Here is a 21,210-nt window from a genome sequence, read left to right as displayed (position 1 = left end):
GACACTAAGACAGCACAGGAATATGAAAAAGTTTTTCCCGCTTGTACTGGTGGCGCTAATCGCCATCGTGGGTTTCGTGACGAAGGATAGGATGCGCAGCGTTGCAAACGACAGCTTTTCCGCTGGAGAGGTGCTCAAATACAAGGTACACTACGGCCCTATTAACGCAGCAGAAGCAGTGATAGACATCGCTCCTACCCTACACCGGGTAAACGACCGCCCCTGCTACCGTGCCACTGTCTATGGCAAAACCATTGGCTCCTTTGATATGTTCCTGCGCATCCGCGATACCTGGCAGTCCTACATCGATACAGCTGCTATTTTGCCACAGAGGTCTTTCCGGAACATAGAGGAGGGCAATTACCGCAAGCGCGAAACGGTAGACTTTGACCACTACCAGAACACGGTTGTTGTGGAGAAAAAGAAAAAGAACAGAAACAAAGAGGTAAAGAATTACAAGATCCCTGAGAACGTGCAGGACATTGTGAGCGGCTTTTACTACCTCCGCACCCTTGACTATGACCACATGCGGATAGGCGACAAAGTAGTTGTAAGGGGCTTTTTCGATGAGGAGAACTTTAACATGGAGGTAATTTACAAAGGCCGTGAGGTGGTGAGCACAAAGGCTGGCAATATCCGGGCAATCAAGCTGATCCCGAGAATGCCAAAGAACGAAATGTTTAATGGCGAGAACTCTATCAAAGTCTACCTTTCCGACGACAGAAACAAGATTCCCGTGCTTATTGAGGCGGAGATGTTTGTAGGGTCTGTAAAGGTTAACCTCTATGAGTACAAGAACCTCCGGAATAACCTGTCCTTAGCCCGGAATTAACTACGAAGCCAGCAGAAGCCGGCTTTTTAAGCGTTGCAACACTAATACTGTTAGTGCCCGTGTTAAGAAAACATTATGATTTACTAATGCTGGATTAATTTACTTTAATCTGTAATATCTTTGTAGTAGAACGAGGTAGGCCAGAAGAGCAGGTAACCGCTTTTGTGTCTGGTACTCCGTTACACCACGCCTTACAAACCTAACTGTGAAACTCTGTGCAAACGGCATCTAACTACAAAGTATTGGTAGTCGACGACGATCCGGATATCGTTGAAATGCTACACTATAACCTGACACGCGAAGGGTATGATGTAACGCAGGCCGAAAATGGCAAAAAAGCCATTGAGGTAGCACAGGCCGAAAAGCCTGACATTATCCTGATGGATGTGATGATGCCTGTGCTGGATGGCATTGCCGCCTGCAGGCAGCTCCGCGAGATCAACGATTTTCGCCACACGCACATCATCTTCCTGACTGCCCGCTCCGAAGAGTTTTCAGAAGTGGCCGCCTTCGAGGCCGGGGCCGATGACTTTATCACCAAGCCAATCAAGCCGCGTGCGCTGCTCAGCCGCCTGTCGGCCTTTACCCGCCGCGATTCGCAGCAGGAGGCCGAGGAGCAGGTAATTGAGATCAGCGGCCTGCGCATAGACCGTACCAGCTTTGCCGTGTACAAGGGGGATGAGAAAATTACCCTTCCCAAAAAGGAGTTTGAGTTGCTGTCGTTTTTAGCGGCCACGCCGAACAAAGTGTTTAGCCGTGAAGAGCTTCTGAACAACGTATGGGGCAATGATGTGTATGTAATTGCCCGCACCGTGGATGTGCATGTGCGGAAGGTACGCGAAAAGATAGGCGAGGACAATATTAAGACCATTAAAGGGGTGGGCTACAAATTCAACACAGATTAGCCAGACCCCTGCATTTACATGAATTTAAACTCTCGTACGCTTGCCCTTTTAATCTCCCTGGCGGTTGCCCTTGTGCTTACCGCCTTTCTTGCTTTAGCCACCTATTTCTCCTCGCAAGGGCTGTTTGTGGCCCTGATCATAGTGTTCATCAGCTGCTTTGTGTTGGTGCACTTCTCTTACCAGGCACTGGTCTTCCGGGAGGTAAAGAACGTGTACTCCAGCCTCGAGAAGCTAAAGCGGCAGGATTTCAAAAAAGCGGAGAGCCGCTCAACCTTCACCACCGATCCGCTCCGTAAGATCAAAGACGACATCTACCAGATAGCCGAGCGCAAGCAGCAGGAGATCGACGAGCTAAAGCAGCTACAGGCCATGCGCCGGGAGTTCCTGGCCGATGTATCGCATGAGCTCAAAACCCCTATTTTCGCGGCGCAGGGCTTTATCCATACCTTGTTGGACGGGGCGATGGATGACCCTAATGTGCGGGAGCGCTTCCTACTGAAAGCGGCCAAAAGCCTGGACGGGCTGGATGCCCTGGTGCAGGACCTGATCAGCATCTCACAGTTTGAGAAGGGCGTGGTGAAGATGCAGAAACGCAACTTCGATGTAGTGCAACTCGTGCGGGAGGTGTTTGAACAACTGGAGCAGAAAGCGGCCCAACACGAGGTTACCCTTCACGTGGAAGCCGAGCCTGGCGAAGCCATCATGCTGTATGCTGACCCGAACCGCATCCGGCAGGTGTTTGTAAACCTGACCGACAATGCCATCAAGTATGGCCGTAGGGGCGGAAACATCTGGGTGTACTTCGACGAAGGCCGGAAGAAGTACACGATCACCGTGAAAGACGACGGCAAAGGCATTGGGCAGGAACATATCAACCGTATCTTCGAACGCTTTTACCGCATCGATAAAAGCCGCGCCCGCGACACCACCAGCACCGGTCTTGGCCTGGCGATTTGCAAGCACATTATAGAGGCGCATCGCTCCTTGATCGCCGTAAAGAGCGAAGTAGGCAAGGGCACTACCCTGCGCTTTAAGTTACTAAAAGCGAAAAAGGATTAGCCACTGTTGCGTTGGGCAAGGTAAGCCGTCCTGATTCGCCTCTTCCCTGCGCTTCTGCTGTTACTTTCTCAACCGTTTCAGGTTAGCCCTGCTCCCCAGGCGTACGAGCAGCTGGCACACTAAATTTACGTATCTTTGCCGGATGCACGCTAGTACTTATACTACATGAGAAGTGCCTGACAAAACACAGAAAAGATGAAGTACCCGGTTTTTAAAGACCTGATCATATTTGAAAACGAGGATTACGTGGTGGTGAACAAGCCTCCCTTCCTGGCAACGCTGGAAGACCGCACCCCCAACACCACCAACCTGTTAAAGATTGCCCGCCAGTACAACCCCAATTTACAGGCTTGCCACCGGTTGGATAAGGATACGTCCGGCTGTTTGGTTTTCGCGAAGAATGCGGAGGCCTACCGCCATCTGGCCATGCAGTTCGAAGCGCGGGAGGTTTATAAGGTGTACCATGCCGTTACCTGGGGCACGCATAAGTTCGAGGAGGAATTAGTGAACAGGGCGATCCTGCCAAACGCCAAGGGGGTAGCCAAGCTCTCGCCTCAAGGCAAGCCAGCCGAAACTTATTTTAATACCCTGGAGACGTATGGTCGCCATACTTTAGTAGAGTGCCTGCCTGTAACCGGGCGCCTGCACCAGATACGCGTGCACCTGGCTTTCCTGGGAGCCCCCATTGTAAGCGATGAACTCTACGGTGGCGAGCATTTGTACCTGAGCAGCCTGAAGCGTGGCTATAACCTGAAGCAAAACACAGAGGAGCTGCCGCTCATCAAACGTTTTGCCCTGCACTCCTTTAACATTGGTTTTATCCTGATGAACAGCGAGCCAGTTAAAGTAGAGGCTCCCTACCCGAAAGACTTTGCGGTGCTGGTTAAGCAGTTGCGGGCGCATTAAGCAGCAGCTTAAAGACAACATGACAAGCGAAAGGGCAAAAGAGGCACAGCTTCTTTTGCCCTTTCGCTTTTTAGGCCCCGTCCTTATCCTAGCCCACCTTAAGCACGATCTTGCCGATGTTCTGGTTCTCTTCCATGTAGCGGTGTGCTTCGGCAACCTGCTTCCAGTCAAATACGGTGTCTATCACAGGCATTATGATGCCGCTCTCGAACAGGGGCATGGCAAAGGCCCGCATTTCCTCTGTGAGCTCTATCTGGTAGCCCAGGGTACGGGAACGAAGCGTAGAGCCGGTAATTTGCAAGCGCTTCGTTAAAACGCTCCGTAGATCAAGATCTGACACGTTACCACCACCCAAGCTGGCTAAGAGCACCATCCGGCCATCCAGCCGCAGGCACTGAACGTTCTTTTTAAAGTAAGGCCCGGCAATAAAGTCTACGATCACATCCACACCTTCGCTATTCGTGTAAGCCAGCACCTCGTCTTCGAAGTTTACTTCCTGATAGTTGATCGCCTTGTTCGCCCCCAGGTCCAGGCAGGCCTGTAGCTTGGGACCGGAGGCCGTTACCAACACCTCTGCCCGTTGTGCCCGAGCCAACTGTATGGCCGCTGTCCCCACACCACTGGCCCCGGCATGGATCAGGGTACGCTCGCCTGGTTTCAGCTTACCTATCCACATCAGGGCCTGGAAAGCTGTCAGGAAGACTTCCGGTATCGCGGCGGCCTCCTCCATGCTCAGGTTCTCCGGCACAGGCATGGCCATGCTTTCGTTGATCACGGCATATTCGGCGTAGCCTCCTCCAGGTAAAAGGCCAAAGACTTTGTCGCCCTTCTTAAAGCGACTACAACTGATCCCGGCCTCAACCACCTCCCCGGCCATCTCCAATCCTAGCAGCGGACTGGCGCCTTTTGGCGGCGGGTACTTTCCCTGGCGCTGCAGGGTATCGGCACGGTTCAGGGCTGTGGCCTGCACCCGCACCAGCAGTTCGTACGGTTTCGGCAAAGGTTGCTCGTATTCTCCCAGCACCAGCTGCTCAGGCCCGCCCGGCTGTTTTACAAGTATAGCTTTCATAGTTTTTCGGTAGCAATTAAGTTTAAGTAGACGAAAGAACTTCTTTGAAGGATTTACAGGGGGCAGGACACTCGCCTGCTATTCTCTCCTGATGGCCTCCACGGGGTCCAGTCTGGCAGCGCGCATAGCCGGATAAGTCCCGAACACAATCCCAATGACAACAGCTATACTTGCTATGAGCACAAACGTACCGGCTGTAAAGGCTGCCTGAAAGGACACCTCGGCAAAGGCTTTGATAACAGGAACGACACCTAAGGCGGCTAGTATGCCCAGAACCAGGCCCAGTATACTTCCAAACAGCGACACGGTAACAGACTCGGCCAGAAACTGCATTAAGATATCGCCCTTCTTGGCCCCCACCGCCTTTCTTACACCAATCTCAACTGTACGCTCAGTTACGGATATCAGCAACACGTTCATAACGCCGATGCCCCCGACAAGCACGGATATGCCGACAATCAACCCCATCACGATTCGGAACAAGACAAAGCCTTTGGCAACCTGCTTTACCCGAAACTCATTTGTAATCACAACAAAATCAGAGGAGCCTTTTTTAAAGTTAGCTGCCAGCCACTCCTCCACCTGCTCCTTAACCGCCGGCACCTGCTCCACATTGCCGGCTTCAAATACGGCGCGTGGTGGTCCTGCTTTCATTTCGTCCTCCGTGAATAAGGTGGCCGGCATGTATACCTCAGGTATTTCCCTTCCATCCGCTTTAAGGATACCCACCACCTCAACTGCTTTGCCTTTAAAAGAAACGGTTTTACCTATAAGGGAGGGCACAGCGTCTTTCCCCTCCGCCTCTACCGCAAAAGAGTGGCTTACAAAAGCTACTTTGCTTTTGTCTTTCAGCTCTTCAGAAGTAAACAAGCGTCCGCTTTCTAAGCTCGCAGCCGTTGGATGGATCGCATTGACCCCTTGCACAGAAGCGCCGATTATTCCCTTACCTGGCAGCAATACTTCTCCTGTCTGCTTCAACTGAAAGTAGCCTTTCGCCGGATAGCGAAGTGAGGCAGCCAGTTCGGTAAAACGCTCATAGTTCAGGTAGTCATACGCCTCTTTCTGCACGCGCACATTATTCACTCTTTTATGCGTGTCCGTCTGCACCATCACAGCTTTTAGATCTGTAGTGCTCGTGATTTGCTCCTGCGCATATTGCTCCATACCATCGATCAGGGAAAGCACCGTTACCAAGGCAGCCACCCCGATCACGATGCCAAGGATGGACAGCAAAGTGTGAAACAACCTGGAACGGATATTCTGCTGTGCTAGCGAAAAGGAGATAAGCAGTTTTTTTAACATAGGAGAGAGGGCATTTAGTACAGTTATATTCAGAAAAACAAAGCTTAATTCCTAATCCCTGCCCCCCTGTTGCGAATATGCTGCTCGTGCAGCACCTATCCCTGAGAGCATAACACCTCACCTCTACTTTTCACCTCCCGGCACACCTAACTAGCTGATGCCCAAAAATAATTGAATAAAAAGACAGCTTACAGTCACCTTCATTACGAATGTTTCGTACTGTTACGAAAACATCGTAAACATATGGGAAAGCTGACACTACAAGAGGAGGAGGCCATGCAGGTGATATGGGAACTGGATGGTGGGTTTATTAAAGATTTTCTGGCAAAACTCCCGGAGCCAAAGCCACCTTATACCACCCTGGCCTCTACCGTTAAAAACCTTGAGAAGAAAGGCTATCTGCAGAGCGAGCGGCTGGGAAATGTTTACCGCTACACTCCCCTGATAAAAGCCGAGGATTACAAAAAACGGTTTATGAAGGGCTTTGTGGGGGACTACTTTAAAAACTCCTATAAGGAGCTGGTGGCCTTTTTTGCAAAGGAAAAGCAGATAAGCGCAGAAGAACTGAAGGAAATTATAGACATGATCGAAAACAAAAAATCGGAATGATATGCCTGCCATGATCCTATACCTCCTGAAGATGAACGCTGCACTGCTGCTCTTTTACCTCACCTATTACCTAGTGCTTCGGCGTCTTACCTTCTATAACCTGAACCGCCTGTTCCTGATCTTTGCTATCCTGTTCTCAGCAGTTTTCCCCCTGGTGGACCTTTCGGAAGCCCTGCCAGGCCCCGAAGGCTTACCCGGCAACATCTACGGCATAATGCCCGCCTGGCAGGCCAAAACAGCCACGGCTACAGCCACACAAACTCCTCTGTTTGATCCCTGGCAGTTGGCCCTTGCAGCGTTCTGGTCAGGAGCAGCCTTTGCGCTTTTACGACTGCTGATACAGTTGCTATCGCTGGGGCGCTTGCACGCCCGTTCCAGTTCTGATGAGCTCTTTGGCTTTGCATTTAGAAGCACCGGGGAGGACATAAATCCATTTTCCTTTTGGCAGTCCATTTATTTGAACCCCGGAAAGCACCGGCAAGAGGAGTTACTGCCTATTCTACGGCATGAGCAGGCGCACGTGCAGGAGTGGCACACGCTGGATGTATTACTTGCCGAGGCAGGTACCATGCTCTCTTGGTTTAACCCGGGGGCATGGCTCCTACGGCAGGCCATCAAACAGAACCTGGAGTTTATTGCAGACAGAAAAGTATTACAAAGCGGCCTCGACAGCAAAGTCTACCAGTACAGCCTCGTCAGGATTAGCAGCCTGTCCCAAGGCCTCTCTTTAACCAACAACTTCAATTTCTTAACCATAAAAAAACGCATAGCCATGATGAACAAAGCTCCGAGTGCCAGGGCGCACCTTCTCCGATTTCTGGTGGTGATCCCCATTTCGTTAACGCTGTTACTTGCCTTTAACAGCCTTGCACAAAGGCAGGCTAATGAATTGACGCAAGACCCCAACGTTAAAAGAGTTATTAGTGAAGTAAAAGGAAACGACGATGCTGCCTATACTTACCTGGCTCCAAATATTTTGATAAAAAGTGACCTTGACCTGGAGTATGCCCGCTGGATACGCCCCAATACTTTAATCGTGAAACCCAGGTCGGGTAAAGAGGAAACGTACCAGCTGGACAGTGCACCAAGCTTGGCAGAGGCGAAGGAGAAATACGGTGTAAGGTTTACCGACGCGGAGGATGAAAGTAAGCCCTTGTTAAAGGGCAAGGCCCGACAAGCAACGGAGAAACAGGAGGCCGCTTCTGCAGTCACTCAAAGCCAGGACGAGTCTTTTATCTTTAAGCTGGACGAAGTGGAGTATTACAGAAATGAAGCGAACTGGCCAAAAGATTACAAAGACTTTCTGGAGCGTAACCCCGAGGTAAAGCAAATAGGCTGGAAGTTTAACAACAGAGAAGAGTACAACTTAGAATCGCTGGTTATTTACTTAAAGTCCGGTGCAACAGAAGTGTACCACTACAATGGCAGCATGCAAATACCAGCAGCCGAAAGCAAGTACGGCACTTTGCCTTCTCTCCCTCCTCCACCCCCTCCGGTTAGAGCCAACTAAGAATAAAACACGATACAGCAAGGGCCTAAAGCGGGAGAGTTACCCTGTTCTCTAGGTCCTTATGCTGTTATGCCCCTGTGGACTAACCACGGCCGCTCATACTATTTGCCTGTTACACAGCATATTTCTAGAGCATCTATTGCATATACAAATATTAACTTCTATCTTTGTGTCCATTTTTCAAGAACCGAAAGTTCATAATTAAATAAATAAATCGCTTACAACCACTAAAAATGGATCATTTAAGTTATAAGACCCTTACTGTCAACAAAAAGACAGCCAACAAAGGCTGGGTGATTGTTGATGCAGGGCAAGGAAGCTTGGGTCGCGTGGCATCAGAAGTTGCCAAGATCCTGAAAGGCAAGCATAAGCCTTCGTACACTCCTTTCGCTGACTGCGGCGATAACGTGATCGTCATCAACGCTGATGATACGCGTTTCACAGGCCGTAAGTGGGATCAGAAGTACTACCTGTCGCACACTGGTTACCCAGGTGGTCAGAAGAAGACTTCTCCACGTGAGCTAAAGGCTAAATCATCTACGCTGCTTGTAGAGCGCGCTGTTCGTGGCATGTTGCCTAAAAACAGACTGGGCCGCGAGCTGTTCCGTAATTTACATGTATTTGCAGGAAGCGAGCATCCGTTCGCCGCTCAGCAGCCAAAAGAATTAACCCTCAATATCTAATTTAATGGAAGTTATCAATACATCTGGTAGAAGAAAAACCTCGGTGGCTCGTATCTACATGACGGCCGGGCAAGGGAATATCACTATTAACGGTAGAGATATCAAGGACTACTTCCCTAGCGAAGTACTTCAAACTATTGTGAATCAGCCGTTCAAAACCTTAGAAGCTATTGGCAAGTACGATGTGAAAGCCAATTTAAAAGGTGGTGGTGTAAGCGGCCAGGCTGAAGCACTTAGACTTGCTATCTCTAAAGCACTGGTAGTTGAGAACGCCGAGACAAAAACAGCTCTTAAGAAAGAAGGTTTCACAACACGTGACCCTCGTATGGTAGAGCGTAAGAAGTTCGGTAAGCGTAAAGCACGTCGTTCATTCCAGTTCAGCAAACGTTAATTTTAAAGGTGTATCAACAACATGGCAAGTACTAATTATAAAGAATTACTTGAGGCAGGTGTTCATTTTGGCCACCTTACCCGCAAGTGGGATCCGAAAATGGCTCCGTACATCTTCATGGAGAAGAACGGGATCCACATTATTGACCTGAACAAAACTTTGGTTGCGCTTGACGAGGCTACTAACGCTATCAAGAACATCGCGAAGTCTGGTCGCAAGATTTTGTTTGTAGCTACTAAAAAGCAGGCACAGGAAATCGTATCGGACGAGGCAAAACGCCTTAAAATGCCTTACGTGACTGACCGCTGGTTAGGTGGTATGCTGACAAACTTCGCTACTGTGCGTAAGTCTCTGAAGAAAATGTCTACCATCGACAAAATGATGAAAGACCCAGAGCAGTCTAAGGCACTAGCCAAGCGTGAGAAGCTGATGCTTTCTCGCGAGCGTGAGAAACTGGAGCGTGTATTGGGCGGTATCGCCGACCTGTCTCGCCTACCAGCTGCGCTGTTCGTAGTAGACGTAAAGCGTGAGCACATCGCGGTAAAAGAAGCACAAAAGCTGAACCTTCCTGTTTTCGCTATTTGCGATACCAACTCTAACCCTGAGCTGGTAGACTTCCCAATCCCTGCAAACGACGACGCTTCTAAGTCAGTAGCCCTGATCGTGTCTATCGTAGGTAAGGCGATTGAAGAAGGCCTGTCTGAGCGCAAAGTGGACAAAGAGGAAACGGAGCGTAAGCGTTCTGAGGAAGAAGGCATCAAAGAAAAGCAAGAGGCTGACGAGCAATAAGCCGGAGGTTCATATTGCACATAATAAACTGAACATTGGGCAAAAAGCCTCAATGTTCAGTTTGTTTTAGGGGTTCAGGAAAGATAACAACAGCACAACGGCCAATCAGCCGTATGCATAGAGTACTTCCTGAATAAACTTAGATTAGAACTCATTATTTATAATTCGTAATTCTTAATTATAAAAACATGGCTATTACAGCACAAGACGTTAACAAACTCCGCCAGGAAACCGGAGCCGGTATGATGGACTGCAAGAAAGCGCTAACAGAAGCGAACGGCGACTTCGAAGCAGCTAAAGATATTCTTCGTAAGCAGGGTCAGAAAATCGCTAGCAAGCGTGCTGAGAACGCTACGTCTGAAGGACTCGTTCTGACAGAGGTAAACGCAGACGGATCTAACGGTAAACTGATTGCCCTTGCCTGCGAAACCGAGCCAGTATCTAAAGTGGCAGACTTCCAGGAGCTGGCAAGAACAGTTCTGGCTACTGCTGTTTCTACGAATGCCGCTTCTAAAGAAGAATTACTGGCTGCCCCTCAGGCAGACGGTCGTTCCCTGCAGGACCACATTACAGACCTGATGGGTAAGATCGGTGAGAAAATTGACGTAGTAGCTTACGAATCAGTATCTGCTGAGAAAGTAGTTGCTTACAACCACTCTACTGGTAAACTAGGTGTGCTGGTAGGCCTGAAGAACACAGGTGGTGCCAGCGTAGAAGAGGTTGGCAAAGACGTAGCGATGCAGATTGCTGCCATGAACCCAATTGCGGTTGACAAAGAAGGCGTTGACGCTGCTACTGTAGAGCGTGAAATCGAAGTTGGCAAAGAGCAGGCTCGTGCGGAAGGCAAGCCAGAGCAAATGCTGGAGAAAATCGCACAGGGTAAACTGAACAAGTTCTACAAAGACAACACCCTGTTGAACCAGGACTTCGTGAAGGACCCATCTGTATCTGTGGCCAAGTTGCTTGACAACACAAACAAAGGCATGACAGTTACTGAGTTCAAGCGTGTTGCTATTGCTTAATTGCAGCAAGACTTATAAAAACAGAAAAGCCCGCCATAAGGCGGGCTTTTCTGTTTTTATGGCCTGTTCTGTTCCGGCTCTATCCATTCCGCCGGATAGTAGACACAAAGGCATCGCGCATATCATTAAAGCGGTTAAGGGTGGCCTCCATAAACTCCTCATCCAGCAGCGCCTTGGCACCTTCGTCGCCCATCACGTCCATTTCCCCTATTTTATAGGTCTGCTCAAAGCTTCCCTTTTCCAGCTTGATCAGGTACTTCCCGTTCCAGGCCAGCAAAGTGACCTTCATGTTCGGGTTTGGGATATCAGCTACTACTCTCATATATTAATGTGCTAGTGTGTTTTGTATGGATTGTTTAACATGCTCATGCGGTACTTAAAAGACTCCCAGATACGTACTACATCTCGCCGTAAATCCAAAAAAGTCTTTTGTCTAACTAAGCTTCTTTCGCTATCTCGATGCCCATCAGCTGCATGAGCTTACTGGCATTAAAGCTACGGCAGATTCCTTTTGTCAGCTTGTAGTCGAACCGGATTTCATCCCCTACAATGTCGCTGTTAAAGCTATAGTTGTATACGCTTTCCGGCAACTCTTGCTCCATGGCCCCCAGCTCCAAATCATGCGTAGAGATAAGGCCGGATGCATTGCGCTTGTGCAACTGCCGGATAAGCGACATGGCTCCTAAATGACGGTCGCGTGAGTTGGTGCCCTTTAAGATCTCATCCAACAGATAGAAGACCGCCTGCCCCGTTTCCGTCAGCTCCAGGAGCATCCGCAGGCGCTTTAACTCTGCGTAAAAAGAAGAGGTGTTTTCGGCCAGGTTATCGGCTGTACGCATGGCGGTGTAGACTTGTGCCGGTGCAACCGTCATTTTCTCTGCAAAAACAGGCGCCCCCATCAAGGCCATCACCATGTTGATTCCTACGGTACGCAGAAAGGTCGTCTTTCCTGACATATTAGACCCGGTGATCACCATGGTCTTTCCAGCTCCCTGTATCTCAAAGTCGTTCACTACCGGCTTAACAGAAAAGATGAGTGGGTGCCCCAGGGCAACTGCCTTTACTTCGAAAGGGCGCTCGCTTAGCTGCGGCACAGCAAAGTGCGGGTGCGCATGCTGAAACGCCGCTACACCGGCCAGGGCCTCAAACTCCGCCAACACCTCCAGCGTTCCTTCCAATCGTGCCAGGTACTTGTCTTTCCACCGCTCCAGACGGTACATCCAGACAAAGTCCCACATCAGCACCGTATTCAGGAAGAAAGCCATCAGCGTACTCAACCGCCAGGAAAAGAAGTCTATGATGTTGGCCAGCCTGTGAATGCTTTCCGAAGCTTTGCCCCCTTCCTGCAGGAGCTGCCCCTGCAGCCGCTTTAGCTTAGCTGACGAAAATTGATGCTGCTCGATGTGCTGTAGCTGCTTGGTATAGCTCCGCATGGCCTCATAAATGCCAATGCTCTTCTCATAGTATTCGTCCCGCTCTACCCGAAAACGGTAAGCCAACAGAAACTGTACCAACAGAAAGGCAACTGGAATCCAACCACTAAACCCGTAGAACCAGGCGGCAATGGCAGCAAGGGTCAGGACAGGCAATACAAAAGTGAGCACCTTTATAAGTGAATGGGTCTTAAAGAAAGCCTTGTCGGAGAACCAGGCGATGAAGTTATCTGCCTGCTCCTGGTCGTGTTTGTAATGCTGCGGCAAGGCCAACAGGTCCTGCAACCAGTCTAACTGCTGGGGAGCGGCTAGTTCTGCCACTGCCTCCTGCCGTAACAACACCTCTTCTGGTGTGGCTGCCACTTGTAGCCAGGTAGCCAACTTTTGCTTGCCCACGCTGGTAACCGAGCGGTTCAGGAGCTGAAACAGGGAGTTCCTCCCAAAGATGTCGAGGTCTGAGGTATAAGGGTGGTGGTCGTCTATAAATGCTGTGCCCCCATCAAAAAGCTGTAGTTTGCCCTCTAAGCGCTCCACCTCCTGCTGGTTGATCCTGCGCAGCAGGAGTAACTGCGTGTAAGCGAAGTCGAGCCTGCTGTGCCAGCGCAGCACCAGAATGAACAGCGCATAAAACCCTACCACTGTTATAGCACCGGCTGTAAGGCCCTCGTTACTGAAAAAGAGATAAGCTAAAGCGGCACCCGCCAAAAACACGCCTACCCGGAGCCACGACACCAGCCTCGATTTAGAGGCTGCTTTTTTTTCCTGTTCTGCCAAAGCCTCTGCCCTGGCTGTATATAAACTTGTTCTGTTTTCGCTCACCAATCTATGTTGCTTTGTTTTTGCCTTACTCAAAGATAAGACATCTCCCCTATTGTGCCCGCCGCTTCCGGGTAAAAACAAAAAGAGCTGGTATAAACCAGCTCTCTTCTCACCTTATACAAACTTTCTAACTAACTCTACTTCGTAAATTTTACGTCGCCATACTTGGAGGTAACACTAACAGTACCTTTAGGCGTAGCCGTTCCGCCAAACTTGCCCTTGTACTCAGCTGAGGTGTGGCCTTTTTCCAGGTGCGTGATATTTACCAGAGACTTATCTACTTTGAAGTCCGCAAACTGTACGTTCACATCGAAGTTGAAAGCCGAGTTATCCGCAAAGTTTAAACTGATGGGAGTAAAGCCACTGTCCAGCGCTATTCTACGGATGTCTTTGCTCACATTGTCTACTTTAAAAGAGCCGTACTTCACATCCATGTTCAACTCCTCTCCCAGGCTACCAATCTTAAAGTCGCTGAACTTAGAGGAGCCCTGCAGACCATTGGTACCATCCACACTCATGTCCGCGTAGGCCACATCCACGTTACCGCCATTGATGTAGGCAAAGTTTCCGGAGCCATATGCCAGCTTTACAGTATTGCCTGGGTTACTTAGTCGCTCCCCTTTTAAAGCACCGTACTTCACGTTTACATCCGCTTTGCCCTTTAAGGAGGCCAGGTACACATCCCCGAAGCTGTTGGTGACAGCCAAGGCGTTGTCTTCCGGCATGTACACCGTGTAGTTTACCTCATAGCCCTTGTTGCCGTTACCGGAGATACGCACAGGCTCTATGTTCGTGCGCAGCGAGATTACTTTACCCTCACGGCTCTCCATTACTTTAATCTTGTCCAGAATTTCCTGTGCTTTGCTTTCAGAGCCGGCGCGGGCAACCATCTCCACCTTCACACGCATCTCGTTCTTATCCCAGGTGTTGACATGCACTCTGCCAAACTTGTTCTCGATGTTGAGGATGTCAGCGTTGTTCACCTTGTACGTTTTGTCCAGCACTTTGCGCTTTTCGGCATCATAAGAGGCTTTCCCCTTCATGTCGAGCAGCTGCAGGTGTTCCATTTTACCCAGCTCCTTCAAGTCCTGGAGATCTCCATCCAGGTGCTTCAGGTTTGCCAGGGAACGTTCGATGGTCTCATTCAGCCCGGAAAGGTCCAGGTTAATGTCAGGGCAGGGGGCTTGCTGCTTATGCTGGGCTAGCGCCATGGTCGGTGCGACTGCAAAAAGCAGCAGCAGGCTTCGTAGAGAGTTATACATTTGTGGTATCATCTTTTTGAGGTTCATTAGTAGGCTCTTGTTCCATTTGTTCTAACTGCTGGAGTACTTCCAGTTGCCTGTTAAGCACCTTGATCCGTATCTGCAGGTTCTGGACCATGGCGTCAACTATTTCACTTGTATTCGGGTTAGTGTACAGCTGCTTTTTGAGCTGCAAATAGCTGTTATCGAGGCGGGCCAGTTCCAGGTCTATCTCCGCTTGCTCATCCAGACCCAATACCTTCCGGTCGTACGCACTCAGCTGCGACTTCTTTTCCTGGATCTGGCTCACATAGTAAGCCTCTACTTCGGCCAGCTCGGGGGCTATGCTTTCGGTACTTACTGCCGGTGCAATTGCGGCAATAGGAGTTGGTTCCTTTGTCACTTGCTGCTTCATCAGGTAAAGGGTAAGCCCACAGCCGAGCAGCAGCACCACAGCCGCCGCCACCCGCATGAAAAAGAAATCTGCGCTAAAGCTGGCCCGCTCTCCAAAACTGATCTTAATGACTTTGCCCTCTTTCTCTTTGCGGGACTCAGGCAAGTCCTGGCAGATCTCCTGCCACAGCTCTGGCCGTGGCTCGAACACGTCGAACTCGTCCCGGTGTTCGTTTACAAAATCTTTCAGTTTATCTTTCATGGTATCTTATCCTCCTGTCTCCCTTATTATATTAGGCCACAAACTGCGGCGCTTTCATGATCTCTAATAGTTTCTTTCGGGCCCTGCTGTACTGCGACTTCGAGGTTGACTCCGTGATACCCAGTATCTCGGCTATCTCGCCATGGTCAAAGCCCTCTAACAGGTACAGAGTCAGTACTACCCGGTATCCGTCCGGCAACTGCTGTATGGCCCGCCGTACGTTCTCTACCTGCCACTCCGAGTCGTCGTTATACTCCTCATCCGGCACCTCGCCTACTACCCGCTCATCCATTGGCACCAGTTCGGAACGTCGCTTCCGGATAGCATTGATCGAGGCATTTACCACAATTCTTTTAAGCCAGCTCCCGAACGAAGCTTCGGCCTTATAGGAGTGGAGTTTTTTGAAAGCGCTGACAAAAGCCTCCTGCAGCACATCCTCCGCCTCAGCATAATCATTGGTGATGCGCATGCTCACGTTAAACATTGCTTTTGCATACAGTTTATACAACTCGTACTGCGCACGATTATCGCCGCCCTTGCACCGCTCAATGACCTGGTGATTTACGTCTTGGTAGCTGATATTTTTCAAACTGTTCCGGTTTAACGTTTCGCTTTTCTTTCCGGCGCTTATCCTACAATCCGTTCCCTCCATCCAAATTCACACTAAAGACAACGGGATTAGCACGAGGTTGCATTAAGTTGCAAAATTTTTCCAGATATTTTTCGTTCAACCACTTTTCCACACTATCCACACCCTGTTGTGGATAACAATAGACAGCAGCATCTACCTAATATTCTTATACTTATGAAAAACAGACAGCTATAAAAGGGCATCTATAGATATCTATATTGTACTATATAGTACCATAAACAGAGGCCCTCTTAGACTTATCCACATATCCACATGCTATTTATACACAATTGTGGATAAGTGGACCTTAACCCTTTGATTTAGAAAAAGCTCCATGTATAAAAAAAGCCAGCGCTATAAACAGTGCTGGCTTTTTGAGAAGTTTATGTATTGCAAATGGGTAGTGTTTGCTTCCTTCAGTGCTAAGATGTTTCCTTTTTGAGAAATACTCCAGAAGTGTTACACAGCGTGTCCTTTGGTGGATAAAGCCATAGTACAACAGAGGCCGGAAAGGACCACTAGTCGTCCCGCGTGGCCTTAGTCCATGATGTCGAAGCGGATGCCTTGGGCTAGTGGTAACTCCCGGCTGTAGTTAATGGTGTTGGTCTGGCGGCGCATGTACACTTTCCAGGCATCGGAACCGGACTCACGTCCACCACCTGTTTCTTTCTCGCCACCAAAGGCACCGCCGATCTCGGCACCGGATGTACCGATGTTCACGTTGGCAATACCGCAGTCAGATCCCCAGTGACTCAGGAAGGTCTCCGTCTCCAGCAGGTTCGTAGAGAAGATAGCCGAAGACAAGCCCTGGCACACGCCGTTCTGCAGTTCGATGGCATTTTCCAGGTCGCCGCTGTATTTGATCAGGTATAGGATGGGAGCGAAAGTCTCTTCCTGCACCATCTCATAATGGTTCTGAGCTTCCACAATGGCTGGTTTCACGTAGGTACCGCTCTCATAGCCTTCCCCGCTTAGCACCTGGCCTCCCGTTAACAGAGTACCTCCCTCCTGCTGCACTTTCTCGAGAGCGTTACTAAAAGCCGCTACGGCATCTTTATCGATCAACGGGCCTACCAGTGTAGTGCTATCCAGTGGATGCCCGATCGGCAGGTTCGGGTACACCTTTAACAAGCGCTCTTTTACCTGCTCGTAAATATTTTCGTGTATGATCAGGCGGCGGGTAGAGGTACAGCGCTGGCCGCAGGTACCCACGGCGCCAAACACAATGGCGCGCAGGGCCATCTCCAGGTCTGTATTCTCTGTCAGGATAATGGCATTGTTACCGCCCAGTTCCAGCAGCGACTTCCCTAAACGAGCGCCAACAGCCTCTCCTACTTTTTTGCCCATGCGGATAGATCCCGTAGCTGATACCAGTGGAATGCGCTTGTCGTGGCTCATCAGGCTACCGATCTCAGCGTCTCCGATAATCAAGTTAAAAACGCCTTCCGGCAGTTCATTTTCGGCCAGTACCTCGCGGATGATGTGCTGGCAGGCAATACCGGTCAGGGGTGTTTTTTCAGACGGCTTCCAGATCATCACGTCGCCACACACGGCTGCCAGCATGGCATTCCAGCTCCAGACAGCAACAGGAAAGTTAAAGGCCGAAATGATGCCTACGATGCCCAAGGGATGGTACTGCTCGTACATGCGGTGCTGCGGGCGCTCCGAGTGCATGGTAAAGCCATGCAGCTGGCGCGACAGGCCAACGGCAAAGTCGCAGATGTCGATCATCTCCTGCACCTCGCCGAGCCCTTCCTGGTAGATCTTGCCCATCTCGTAGCTCACCAGCTTACCCAGTGCCTCTTTGTGCTCACGCAGCTTATCGCCTATCTGGCGCACAATCTCGCCGCGCTTTGGAGCGGTTACCCTGCGCCATACTTTAAAGGCTTCCTGCGCCTGTTCTACTACTTTATTGTAATCCTCCTCATTAGCCATGTTCACTGTGGCTATTCTAGTGCCATCGGCAGGAGAAGTAATCGTGCGGGTATAGCGGCCTTCCTGGCCACCCCAGGCCAAGCCAGTACTGTAAGCAGGATTGGTTTCTTTTATGCCCAATTGCTGAAGTACGTCTGTCAGTTCTTTGGTCAGCGGAAGGGCATCTATCGTCTGTTTCATGGTTTTATTTTATTTAGTGTTAAAGAAAGGGACCTATACAAAGCTAAAAAATAAAAAAGCTTCTGCAAGACTGCAGAAGCTTTCTATCATATACGTTAGTATCTATTAACCTTTTCCGATGGGGTAGTACGCCTTCAGGCCATCCGGGTACACGCCCTCGATGTACACCACGCCACCGTCAAAGTTCTTCAGGTGTCGCTGTACGTCTGCCGGCTCTTTTACCTCATAGCGATCGATTCTGGTAATGATAAAGCCATCTTTCATACCGGTGTCACGGAACTTGCTGTCAGCAATGCCGGATATCTTGGCACCGCCGTCTATTCCGAGTTTGCTCATTTCGGCTCTGGTTACCGGAGAGAACTTAGCACCCTCAAAGCTGATAGCCTCGGCTTTGCTACGCTTCACCAACTCAGTGCTGTTGTTAAGGTTCTTCAGCGTTACATTCGCTATCTTCTCCTTACCATCGCGCACAAAAGTTACCTTCACTTTATCACCAGGACGGTAACGGGCAATCTGCTCCAGTAACTGAGAAGATTTGGCAACTCTTACATCGTTTACGGCTGTCAGCACGTCGCCAGCCTTCAGACCGGCTTCTTCCGCACCGCTCTGCTCCGTTACAGCGGCAATGTACACGCCATTTAGCGTCTTCAGGTCTTTTTCTTTCGCAAAGGCAGCATCAATCTCCTGGATCTGCGCTCCTAAGAGGGCGCGCTGTACTTCACCATACTTTAGCAGGTCATCCACTACTTTGCTCACGATGGAAGAGGGCACAGCGAAAGAGTAACCTGAGAAGGATCCGGTTGGAGAAGCAATGGCGGTGTTAATACCAACAAGGTCTCCGTTCAGGTTTACCAGGGCACCACCTGAGTTACCAGGGTTTACAGCCGCATCTGTCTGAATGAAAGACTCGATGCTCATGCTGCCGGCATTACGGTTTCTGCTAAGGATATCGATGCTACGGCCTTTCGCACTTACGATACCAGCTGTTACGGTAGAGGTCAGGTTCATCGGGTTACCTACGGCCAATACCCACTCCCCTATCTGCAGTTCGTCGGAGTTACCATAACGAACAGTTGGCAGTTTATCCGCATTAATCTTTAGCAGGGCAATATCGGTCGTGGGGTCAGTACCTACCAGCGTAGCTTCAAACTTACGTTTGTCGTTCATCACTACCTCTATTTTGTCTGCCTTATCAATTACGTGGTTGTTGGTTACGATATAGCCGTTCGAGGCAATGATTACGCCTGAACCAGACCCCATCTGGGGGCTGCGCGGCACGCGCTCTCCAAAACCATCGCCAAAGAACTCACGCAGGAACGGGTCCATCGGTGTGTCGCTTTGGGTTGGGCGGGCACTGTACTCTGTCATAACATGGACTACGGCAGGTGTTGATACTTGCGCGGCTTTCACAAAATTAAGGCCTTCCGGCACTATGACATTGCTGCTGCGCATATCGCTGGTGTAGTGTACTGTAGGGTATTGCTGCTGCTCACTTGTTATAACAACATCATCTTCCAACAGCTTGTAGCTACCCACAGCCACACCGCCGCCCATTATGGCAGAAAGGGCTACGCCAAGGATAAACTGTTTCGTCTTCATGCTCTTGATTTTGTATTCTTGAAATTAATATTCAGTATCTTCTATATTACGAAAAGTAATAACGCTTCATACAGTATACGTAGTATGTCCTGTAGCGACTAATTACTGTTTACGTTCTAGTTTAAACAAAAAGGAGGCCAAAATGCCGGCCCCCTCTTTATTATTTTTTCTGCTAGTTAGGCTTTCTTGGTTTTTCCGTTCTCAGAGGCTTCCGCTTGTTTTTCGACGTTCACTTTCTGTTTGCCACTGCCCTCGGAAATCTTGATCTGGCGTTTCATGGTCTTCTGTTCGTCTTTCGGTACAGTTACCAACAGCACTCCGCCCTCCAGCTGCGCTGTGATCTTATCTGGGTTCACATTGTCAGGCAGGTAAAAGCTTCTGCTAAAAGAACCGTACTGAGTCTCCAGCATGTGGTAGCGCTTGCCATCCTCTTTCTTCTCGAACCTGCGCTCCCCGGAAATTGTCAGCTTACCCTCCTGAAAGTCAATGTTGATATCTTCTTTCTTAACACCTGGCAGAGCCAACTCAAGTTCAAAGCCTTGCTCATTCTCACAGGCATCCACATGAGGCGTGAAGCCGGAGAAGTTCCTGGTGTTAACAGACTCATTAAAGAAACGGTCTAACATTGAGCTAAAAGATGTTGGCATTCCTTCGTACATGCCATTATTTCTAACCAGTGCCATTTTATACCTCCTTTATTTAAGTTCCGATTTAGTTTACACCCATACTATAGTAAAAACCATACCAATCGAATCGTCCTGCTATTTCATGAAATAATGTCATTCACAAAAAGACAAAATAGCTAATATCCTGACGTTTTTACAGTTATACCGGGCTTAATAAGTAATACCGGCGGTAGTCGGTGCTTGATGGATACTGTACTTGACTTCCACCCCTACCACAGGCATTAACCGGTTCCGTTTGGTCGTATAGCCCTCCTCAAGCAGCTGGCCAGCCTCATCGTACACGGGTGCTATGAGTACATAATAATAGTTGGTCTGCCCCATCACGTAAGGGTTTAGACGGAGCTTGTCTGTCAGCTCATAGTTCACTCCCAGGCGCAGGCGCGTTCTGTCAATCGCCCTTTCCTCCTGACGCTGCCCTCCCTCCTGCCCGAATTCTGACAGCAGCATCATTTCGAAACTCAGGACAGGGGTAATGAATTTGTTCTTTAGAGGTAGACGTTTGCCAAGCTCTGCCATCAACCGGAAACGGCCGTAAGGGTCCTGCTCTTCCTGGCGCACGTAGTCGAACAGGAATTGCTTGTTAAAGTACAGGCTACTGATGTGGCCCTGGTGGCGCAAAAACAGGGCGTAAAAGGTAGCTTTGGGGTAATTCTCTGCTGCGTACCGTACCAGGGCTCCCCCACGCCAGTGCTCCGAGAAAGCATGCTCATAGCCCAGGCTCAGTTCTATCCGCTCAAAATTACCTAGCAAGCCCGATGGCCTCAGGCCGTTGTAGCGGCTGTCGGTGTTCATGCGGTACTGGTTCCGGAAAAAAAGCAGCCCTTCCTCCCCTAGCCTGTAGTCCACCTGCCACTCTGGCCAGATAGCCAGGGACGCCCTTACTTTGCTTTGGCCTTCTGCCAGGAGGGGCAGAGAGAGGAGAAAAAGGAGGTATAGCTTTTTCATGTGCATTTC

Annotated in this window: 21 protein-coding genes; 10 read left to right on the top strand and 11 right to left on the bottom strand. The window is 49.7% G+C overall.

Translation table 11 applies throughout. The features are described from left to right. Nucleotides 1-22 precede the first annotated feature (22 nt). The 4 genes from CHB92_RS00545 (at nt 23) to CHB92_RS00530 (ending at nt 3,702) form a co-directional block, all read left to right on the top strand. The gene (locus CHB92_RS00545) at nt 23-832 is read left to right on the top strand and encodes a DUF3108 domain-containing protein (RefSeq protein WP_089317214.1); all 810 of its coding nucleotides are present in this window, start codon (nt 23-25) and stop codon (nt 830-832) included. A gap of 215 nt (nt 833-1,047) precedes the next feature. Beyond that, nucleotides 1,048-1,737 (top strand): response regulator transcription factor, encoded by a 690-nt coding sequence (locus tag CHB92_RS00540; RefSeq protein ID WP_089317213.1) that lies wholly within the window; start codon nt 1,048-1,050, stop codon nt 1,735-1,737. 18 nt (nt 1,738-1,755) lie between these two features. After that, the gene (locus tag CHB92_RS00535) at nt 1,756-2,796 is read left to right on the top strand and encodes a sensor histidine kinase (protein WP_089317212.1); all 1,041 of its coding nucleotides are present in this window, start codon (nt 1,756-1,758) and stop codon (nt 2,794-2,796) included. Nucleotides 2,797-2,991: 195 nt separating this feature from the next. Beyond that, a complete protein-coding gene (locus tag CHB92_RS00530; protein WP_089317211.1) occupies nt 2,992-3,702 on the top strand; it encodes an RluA family pseudouridine synthase in 711 nt (236 codons plus the stop codon). An 88-nt stretch (nt 3,703-3,790) separates the two neighbouring features. Here the strand turns inward: CHB92_RS00530 and CHB92_RS00525 are convergent, their stop codons facing one another. Both CHB92_RS00525 and CHB92_RS00520 read right to left on the bottom strand, forming a co-directional pair. Continuing rightward, nucleotides 3,791-4,771, bottom strand: a complete 981-nt coding sequence (locus CHB92_RS00525; protein ID WP_089317210.1) for an NAD(P)H-quinone oxidoreductase — start codon at nt 4,769-4,771, stop codon at nt 3,791-3,793. 78 nt (nt 4,772-4,849) lie between these two features. After that, nucleotides 4,850-6,073 carry an ABC transporter permease gene (locus CHB92_RS00520; protein WP_089317209.1) on the bottom strand — a complete coding sequence of 408 codons (1,224 nt, stop codon included), beginning with the start codon at nt 6,071-6,073 and terminating at the stop codon, nt 4,850-4,852. 243 nt (nt 6,074-6,316) lie between these two features. Between CHB92_RS00520 and CHB92_RS00515 the strand changes: the two genes are divergently transcribed. From CHB92_RS00515 to tsf, 6 genes are all read left to right on the top strand, one after another. Beyond that, entirely contained in the window at nt 6,317-6,682 is a 366-nt protein-coding gene (locus tag CHB92_RS00515; RefSeq protein ID WP_089317208.1) for a BlaI/MecI/CopY family transcriptional regulator, read from the top strand. A 1-nt stretch (nt 6,683) separates the two neighbouring features. After that, nucleotides 6,684-8,192: a M56 family metallopeptidase gene (locus CHB92_RS00510; RefSeq protein ID WP_089317207.1), complete on the top strand. Its 1,509-nt coding sequence runs from the start codon at nt 6,684-6,686 to the stop codon at nt 8,190-8,192. A gap of 233 nt (nt 8,193-8,425) precedes the next feature. Continuing rightward, nucleotides 8,426-8,875 (top strand): 50S ribosomal protein L13, encoded by a 450-nt coding sequence (gene rplM / locus CHB92_RS00505; protein ID WP_089317206.1) that lies wholly within the window; start codon nt 8,426-8,428, stop codon nt 8,873-8,875. 4 nt (nt 8,876-8,879) lie between these two features. Beyond that, nucleotides 8,880-9,266 (top strand): 30S ribosomal protein S9, encoded by a 387-nt coding sequence (rpsI, locus tag CHB92_RS00500; protein WP_089317205.1) that lies wholly within the window; start codon nt 8,880-8,882, stop codon nt 9,264-9,266. 21 nt (nt 9,267-9,287) lie between these two features. After that, nucleotides 9,288-10,055 (top strand): 30S ribosomal protein S2, encoded by a 768-nt coding sequence (gene rpsB / locus CHB92_RS00495; protein WP_089317204.1) that lies wholly within the window; start codon nt 9,288-9,290, stop codon nt 10,053-10,055. Between the two features lie 188 nt (nt 10,056-10,243). Next, nucleotides 10,244-11,077 (top strand): translation elongation factor Ts, encoded by an 834-nt coding sequence (gene tsf / locus CHB92_RS00490; RefSeq protein ID WP_089317203.1) that lies wholly within the window; start codon nt 10,244-10,246, stop codon nt 11,075-11,077. A 79-nt stretch (nt 11,078-11,156) separates the two neighbouring features. Here the strand turns inward: tsf and CHB92_RS00485 are convergent, their stop codons facing one another. The 9 genes from CHB92_RS00485 to CHB92_RS00445 all read right to left on the bottom strand — a co-directional run bounded on the left by CHB92_RS00485 (nt 11,157) and on the right by CHB92_RS00445 (nt 21,201). Beyond that, nucleotides 11,157-11,399, bottom strand: coding sequence for a hypothetical protein (locus tag CHB92_RS00485; RefSeq protein ID WP_089317202.1), 243 nt, complete (start codon nt 11,397-11,399; stop codon nt 11,157-11,159). Nucleotides 11,400-11,514: 115 nt separating this feature from the next. Continuing rightward, the gene (locus tag CHB92_RS00480) at nt 11,515-13,329 is read right to left on the bottom strand and encodes a MutS-related protein (protein WP_245842228.1); all 1,815 of its coding nucleotides are present in this window, start codon (nt 13,327-13,329) and stop codon (nt 11,515-11,517) included. Between the two features lie 137 nt (nt 13,330-13,466). After that, nucleotides 13,467-14,603 carry a hypothetical protein gene (locus CHB92_RS00475; protein WP_245842227.1) on the bottom strand — a complete coding sequence of 379 codons (1,137 nt, stop codon included), beginning with the start codon at nt 14,601-14,603 and terminating at the stop codon, nt 13,467-13,469. After that, complete coding sequence (locus CHB92_RS00470; protein ID WP_089317200.1) at nt 14,584-15,225, bottom strand: hypothetical protein; 642 nt, start codon at nt 15,223-15,225, stop codon at nt 14,584-14,586. The genes CHB92_RS00475 and CHB92_RS00470 overlap by 20 nt, the downstream gene beginning before the upstream one ends. 31 nt (nt 15,226-15,256) lie before the next feature. Further along, on the bottom strand, nt 15,257-15,814 hold the full coding sequence (locus CHB92_RS00465) for an RNA polymerase sigma factor (protein ID WP_089317199.1): 558 nt from the start codon (nt 15,812-15,814) through the stop codon (nt 15,257-15,259). A 579-nt stretch (nt 15,815-16,393) separates the two neighbouring features. Beyond that, on the bottom strand, nt 16,394-17,971 hold the full coding sequence (gene amaB, locus CHB92_RS00460; RefSeq protein ID WP_089317198.1) for an L-piperidine-6-carboxylate dehydrogenase: 1,578 nt from the start codon (nt 17,969-17,971) through the stop codon (nt 16,394-16,396). 105 nt (nt 17,972-18,076) lie between these two features. After that, nucleotides 18,077-19,570 (bottom strand): Do family serine endopeptidase, encoded by a 1,494-nt coding sequence (locus CHB92_RS00455; protein ID WP_089317197.1) that lies wholly within the window; start codon nt 19,568-19,570, stop codon nt 18,077-18,079. Nucleotides 19,571-19,746: 176 nt separating this feature from the next. Beyond that, on the bottom strand, nt 19,747-20,253 hold the full coding sequence (locus CHB92_RS00450) for an Hsp20/alpha crystallin family protein (protein ID WP_089317196.1): 507 nt from the start codon (nt 20,251-20,253) through the stop codon (nt 19,747-19,749). A gap of 153 nt (nt 20,254-20,406) precedes the next feature. Beyond that, nucleotides 20,407-21,201, bottom strand: coding sequence for a DUF2490 domain-containing protein (locus CHB92_RS00445; RefSeq protein WP_179222908.1), 795 nt, complete (start codon nt 21,199-21,201; stop codon nt 20,407-20,409). Nucleotides 21,202-21,210 lie beyond the last annotated feature (9 nt).

It is taken from the genome of Pontibacter ummariensis (genome assembly GCF_900188175.1).
Classification (GTDB): Bacteria; Bacteroidota; Bacteroidia; order Cytophagales; family Hymenobacteraceae; genus Pontibacter; species Pontibacter ummariensis.
Note: the sequence above shows the minus strand (reverse complement) of the source record. Positions and strands in the feature narration are given on the sequence as shown.